The 6,261-nt window shown below is 59.9% G+C and carries 5 protein-coding genes; 3 read left to right on the plus strand and 2 right to left on the minus strand.

The window, feature by feature from the left end:
• Window positions 1-4: 4 nt before the first annotated feature.
• From KP703_RS14285 to KP703_RS14295, 3 genes are all read left to right on the plus strand, one after another.
• On the plus strand, window positions 5-823 hold the full coding sequence (locus tag KP703_RS14285) for a universal stress protein (RefSeq protein WP_062248287.1): 819 nt from the start codon (window positions 5-7) through the stop codon (window positions 821-823).
• A gap of 25 nt (window positions 824-848) precedes the next feature.
• Window positions 849-1,265 (plus strand): fluoride efflux transporter CrcB, encoded by a 417-nt coding sequence (crcB, locus tag KP703_RS14290; protein ID WP_062248285.1) that lies wholly within the window; start codon window positions 849-851, stop codon window positions 1,263-1,265.
• 75 nt (window positions 1,266-1,340) lie between these two features.
• The gene (locus KP703_RS14295; RefSeq protein ID WP_233419923.1) at window positions 1,341-3,812 is read left to right on the plus strand and encodes a heavy metal translocating P-type ATPase; all 2,472 of its coding nucleotides are present in this window, start codon (window positions 1,341-1,343) and stop codon (window positions 3,810-3,812) included.
• Window positions 3,813-3,814: 2 nt separating this feature from the next.
• Here KP703_RS14295 and KP703_RS14300 read toward each other — a convergent pair whose 3' ends face one another.
• Both KP703_RS14300 and KP703_RS14305 read right to left on the minus strand, forming a co-directional pair.
• Window positions 3,815-5,137, minus strand: a complete 1,323-nt coding sequence (locus tag KP703_RS14300) for a chloride channel protein (RefSeq protein ID WP_233419922.1) — start codon at window positions 5,135-5,137, stop codon at window positions 3,815-3,817.
• A gap of 88 nt (window positions 5,138-5,225) precedes the next feature.
• Window positions 5,226-6,261, minus strand: a 1,036-nt coding sequence (locus tag KP703_RS14305; RefSeq protein ID WP_215755421.1) for a type II restriction endonuclease, incomplete at its 5' end; no start/stop codon positions are given.

Below are 6,261 nucleotides of genomic sequence, written 5' to 3' on the forward strand. Positions count from 1 at the left end.
GACCATGCGTATTCTTGCCATTCTCGACCGTATCGAAACCGCGACCTATACTCTTGAGACAGCATGTGAACTGGCCGCCCGTCTCGGTCATCCGCTGATCAGGGTTCTCCATCCTGAACTTCAGGACAATCCCGATTATCAGATGCCTGATGAAGGAATGCCCAGCCCCGAAGAAGAAAAACGTTTTGCTCAGAAAGTCTCCGCAACAGCGGACGCCCTGCGCGACATCTTCCAGAAATGGAAAGCCGGACTCACCGGCGAGCACGCGGCCGAATGGATAGAAATCGCAGGGGATGTCCGCAAAACCGTCGCGCGTGAGGCTATGAACGCCGATATTACGGTTCTCAGCCGCCCGCGCTCGTCAGATCCCGAGGAGGTCACGCAGGCGTTCAGCGGAGCATTATATGATGCGGGCACCACGGTGGTCGTGGCTCCGCTGCAGCATCATGGGACCGTTGGGAGGCATCCGGTGATTGCCTGGCATCCTTCATCAGCCCTTGACCGGGCCATGGCCGCTGCTCAGCCCTTTCTGGACCGGACCTCCCATGTCAGCATTGTAATCGGCGAGGATCGTGAAAACGAGGTAGCGGAACCGCCCATCGCGGAAGAACTCCGGAAAAAAGGTGTGACTGTCAGCATTGATCGCTTTGTCATTGCCTCATCTGATGTGGGAGAAGAAATCCGACAGCACGCCCTGAAGGCTGGAGGCGATCTTCTGGTCATGGGGGCCTATAGCCGCCCGCATTTTATCGAATGGCTGTTTGGCGGACCGACACAGGATATCCTCTCACACGCCACGCTTCCGATCCTGACCCATCATTGACCGCAGATCGCAGGAAAGAAGCGCTATGCTGCCCAACATACTGCCGACCCTCCTGATTGCATCTGGAGACGCCACAGGGACGTTGCTTCGCTACTGGGTGGGTCTCGCCACCGCCCGCTGGAGCCATAGCCTTCCCTGGGGCACAATCCTGATCAACTTCACCGGTTCGTTCGCCATAGCCCTGTTTGCAGCAATGACGGCGGCAGGAGGACGGGTGCATATTTCTGACACGACGCGCCTTGTATTCATGGTCGGGGTCTGCGGTGGTTACACCACTTTTTCCTCTTTCAGCCTCCAGACCTTTGACCTGCTCCAGAACGGTCATCTCGGCAGGGCCTGTCTGAATGTCGGGATTTCACTCGTGCTCGGCATGATCGCGGTTTTCTTCGGGTTCATGCTTGCCCAGATTTTGAATCACGTTCATCCCGGAATCAGATCGTAAAATGACGCCGTCGCAACTTCCGGCGGTTCGCTGACGCTTCCGAAATTCTCAACTCTCACGGTCAGGACGAAAACAATGCCGACGAGCCCGTCAGTCCCCATGAAAACACGCGATCCTGTATGCGGCATGATGGTTGATCCGGCTACTAGCCGGTTCAAGCGCGAGCATAATGGGCACAGCTATTCATTCTGCAGCGCACATTGCGAGAAGAAATTTGAAGCCAATCCGGCAGCCTTCATCAAGACTGATAGCGCACCTCCCATGGTGTGGACGTGTCCCATGCACCCCGAGATCAGGGAGGCACATCCCGGCACATGCCCCAAATGCGGCATGACGCTGGAACCTGCGAAGGAAGCGCAGGAAAAGGCGGCGCCCATGCAGGGCATGAACTGCCATCATGAGCCCCAACAGCCTTCCTCCGCCGAACAGGACAAGCTGGGGATGATCTGGACCTGCCCGATGCATCCGCAGATCCGGCAGGATCATCCGGGGAACTGTCCGCTCTGTGGCATGGCGCTGGAGCCGGAGGAACCGACGGGAGCAGAGACGGAAAACCCCGAACTGCATGATTTCAGACGTCGTCTGATCGTCTCCGTGCTTTTTGCGGTTCCTCTGATGCTCATTGCCATGAGTGGCGATGTCGGCCTGCATCTGGTTCCGGGACCATGGTCTCCCTGGGTTCAGCTTGCGCTGACCACTCCGATTGTCTGCTGGGCAGGACTGCCTTTCTTCCAGCGTGGGCTCGCCTCATTGCGGACCGGTCACTTCAACATGTTCACGCTCATCATGTTCGGCGTCGGCGCCGCGTTTGGCTACAGTCTGGCCGCGACGCTCGCATCAGGGGTGTTCCCAACCAGCTTCAGGATGCCCGACGGAGCCCTGCCGGTCTATTATGAGGCGGCGGGCGTGGTCGTTGCGCTGGTTCTGCTGGGACAGGTTCTGGAACTCCGTGCACGTGCCGCCACTGGTGATGCCATCCGCGCCCTGCTGGATCTCACACCAAAACAGGCTCACCGTATCGGAGAGAACGGGCAGCCGACAGACATAGCCGTGGACGCTGTCGTGGTCGGAGACCGACTGCGGGTGCTGCCGGGAGAGTCGATCCCTGTCGACGGCAGGGTTCTCGATGGCACATCCAGCGTTGACGAAGCCATGATTACCGGGGAGCCAGCACCCGTTGCCAAAAAGATCGGCAGCACGGTGACTGGCGGTACGATCAACGGCAATGGCAGCCTCGAAATCGAAGCGCAGGCCGTCGGCAGCGATACCATGCTGGCGCGGATCGTGAAGATGGTTGCCACCGCCCAGCGCAGCCGCGCACCCATTCAGGCCGTGGCCGACCGGGTGGCCGGATGGTTCGTCCCGCTGGTGCTGGCTATTTCCGTGCTGACTTTCATCGTATGGTACGCCGTTGGACCGGCTCCGCGCTTTGGGCATGCTCTTCTGAATGCCATCTCGGTGCTGATCATTGCCTGTCCCTGCGCGCTTGGGCTGGCCACGCCCATGTCAATCATGGTCGGTACAGGGCGGGGCGCACGCGAGGGCGTTCTGGTCCGCAATGCCGAAGCGCTTCAGGCGCTCGACAGGGTGGATACGCTGGTTGTGGACAAGACCGGCACGCTGACGGAAGGACACCCCAAGCTCATCGCCGTGGAGGCAGCCAATGGCTGGCCGGAAAACGATGTGCTGTGTTATGCCGCCTCTGTGGAGACACACTCCCAGCATCCTCTGGCACAGGCTATCGTTCAGGGCCTGAAAGACCGCCATGGGGAGCCCGGCGTTCTTACCCATTTCGAGTCGCAGCCGGGACTGGGCGTGAGCGGCAGCGTTGAGGGCCATGTCGTCGTCGTGGGCAATGCCGAGTGTCTGAAGCAGGCTGGCGCTGATGCGTCCCCTGTTGAAGCTAGCGCGACGGCGCATCGTGAAGCCGGAGCCGGGGTGATGTTTGTGGCGGTAGACGGCAGGCTCGCCGGGCTGATCGCCGTGGCGGACCCTCTCCGCGCGGATACGCGGGCCTCTCTTGCGGCGCTCCACGCCGATGGTCTGCGGATCATCATGCTCACGGGTGACAGCGATGCGACGGCGAAGGCTGTGGCGGCGCAGGCGGGAAATATCGCGGAAGTCCATGCCGGTCTGAAGCCACAGGACAAAGCCGATATCGTCAAACACCTGACGGCGCAGGGCGCACATGTCGCGATGACGGGCGATGGCGTGAATGATGCTCCAGCTCTTGCGGCCGCATCCGTCGGGATCGCAATGGGAACCGGCACTGACGTAGCGATCGAAAGCGCCGGGATCACTCTGGCGCATGGCAGCCTGGAAGCACTGGTCCGGGCCAGACGGCTTGCCCATGCGACCATGCGCAACATCCGGCAGAACCTGGCTTTCTCTTTCCTGTTCAACGGGATCGGCATTCCGATCGCCGCCGGTGTGCTCTATCCGATCTGCGGGCTTCTTCTCTCACCGGTTATCGGCGGCGCGGCCATGGCTCTGTCGTCCGTGACGGTTGTCACTAACGCGCTTCGGCTTGGTCGGGGGAAAGACTGAACCTAGCGTTTTTCGGCCGCGGCGCGGGTGCGTAATGCCTCATAAATCGGTGCTTCCCCCATGCCGTCGGCCACGAACATCGCGGCAAAACTGCCCGAAAGCAGCGGAAGCAGCAGGCTGGGCGTATTGGTCATTTCCGTCACAAGAATGATCCCGGTCAAAGGTGCCCGCACCGCTCCCGCAAACATTGCCGCCATACCGACCACAACAAAGGGTGTGGTCCGCCCCGCCAGCGTGGGCGCCAGAACATGGGCCAGATCTCCGCAGCCCAGGCCCGCCAGAGCACCCAGAGCCAGCATGGGAGCGAAGAGGCCACCCGGCGTTGCTGCAGCATAGGAAATCGAGCCGAAGACCAGACGCAGGGCATACAATCCTGGCAGCGCTGTCCAGATCAGCGTTCCATCGATGGCGCTTTGCGTGATCCAGTCGCCTCCACCAGCAAGGTGAGGTGTAAGCCAGACGATCAGCCCACCGATCGCGCCGATTGCCGCAGCCCGGATTTCCACGCTGGCATTCATCCGTTCAGCCAGCCGTAACGTGGTCAGAACTGTCCGGTTGTAAACGACCGAGAGCAGGCCAACTGCAAGCCCCGTCAGCAAGAACAGCAACTGCGTTGAAACGCTGATGACCATGGGACTGTCGGCCACCACGAAATCAGGATCACCGCCCAGCAACGCGCGGGCGACAAGGATGGCGGACACGGAAGCACCGAGTGCGGAACAGGCGGTTCGCGCCTCGAATTTGCCGACCAGCTCTTCCAGCACAAAGATCGCGCCAGCGCCTGGCGCATTGAACGCTGTCGCCAGTCCAGCTCCGGCACCAGCCGCCAGCAATGACCGGCAATCCGCCGGTCCCAACCGTAACAGCCGACCGATCGTATTGGCAGCCGTGGCACCCATCTGCACGCTCGGCCCCTCACGCCCCAGCGCTAGTCCTCCGCCGATGGCCAGCAATCCTCCGATGAACTTGACCGGGATCAGGCCGACAGAAGCTGGTGTTGCAAGTCCGGCCAAGACGGCCTCGACATGAGGGATCCCACTTCCAGAAGCCAGAGGCGCCAGCCGCCTGACCATCCAGGCCGCGATGAAGGCCGTGATGCTGCCGATCGCAATCAGCAACAGACTGGCGGAAAACGGGTGCAGGGCATCAAGCGCCAATGCCGTTCTCAACCCCGCAGCATGTTCAAGTAACAGCCGGAATGTCCCACAGACCGCTCCGACAACGACACCTGTCAGAATGGAAAGAAGGGAAAGCACAGTGAGACTGCTAGGCGGCTGGATCATCACCGCGTGCTGTGTTTCCTGACTATGAGTGGTGTCTGCCATCGCCTTCTTGCCGGATTATCATCGTTGCAAACCCGACCCCGGAGTCTGAGAAAAGTTTAGCATCTTTGCTCTTATGCCGATAACAACATCAGATCGGTGTCAAAGCATGCGAAATCGCCTGGACAGGCTTCAGTCCGTGACCAAAGCGGGCGATAGCTGCGCGATCCTTCTCCAGCGCCCCATAAGGTAGATACCGGACTTTCAGATCGGCAATCCTGCTGAAGGCCGGTCGCTTCAACTGTTCGCGCACATCGGCTTCCCGCTTGTCTGGAGCAACAAGGAACAGTCCTTCCAGAGCCTGCGCTTCCGACCCAAGAGCAAGATCCAGCATGCGCACGATGCCTGAATAGATGGTCGTTGAATGCTCGACCTCGAAGGCTGCCACAATCCTGTGGCTGTCCCGGTCTAGCCATAGGACATCGATCAGACGCACGGATTCCGCTCCCTGCGTTTCCGTCGTGAACCCTGGCAACACCGACAGGCAGCCATCCCCCAATTTACCGTCCTGCCATGGACGACTGTGATCATTGGCCGCAATCCAGACATCGTAACCCAGAGAATGCCCCAGATCGCGAAGCCAGCCCTGAATCTCGGTATGGGTATGATCCGTTTCCCGCTCTGCTGCCAGTATCCGAGCCTCTTTTGCGCTCTGCTCCCTCACCTGGTGAAGATCGGCTTCCCAGAGTTTCCGCGCTGTTTCGTTATCCTCGAGAGGTGGCGCTGTATAGCGTCCGCTTCCGAGATCAAACAGCAGTCCTCCGATAGCGCCCAGATCATTGGACAGCAGCGAACGATAGGTCGCATTCAGCTTCAGAATGCCCTGCCGCATGGCAAGATATTCCTCCCATCGGCCCAACTTCATCTTTGATCCGGTCAAGGCGTTATAGCCGTTCACGATTGCCGTATTGAAAGGCGGCATGATCGTAGGATGCAGGAAATACAGCAGATTGGCGACGGCTGGTCCCAGCCCTTTTATCTTCCGGGCATCGATCGCGTGGATGGCCGAGACCACGTGCTCGTCGGTATTGCAACACAGGCAGGTATCGAGAAGCTGCCCGAATGCTTTCTGGTTTGCAGGATTTTCGTAGATATCGGGAATGCGTAGCTTCGGCTTCCACAGGAAG

Source organism: Acetobacter sp. P5B1 (assembly GCF_018811985.1).
Lineage (GTDB): Bacteria > Pseudomonadota > Alphaproteobacteria > Acetobacterales > Acetobacteraceae > Acetobacter > Acetobacter cerevisiae.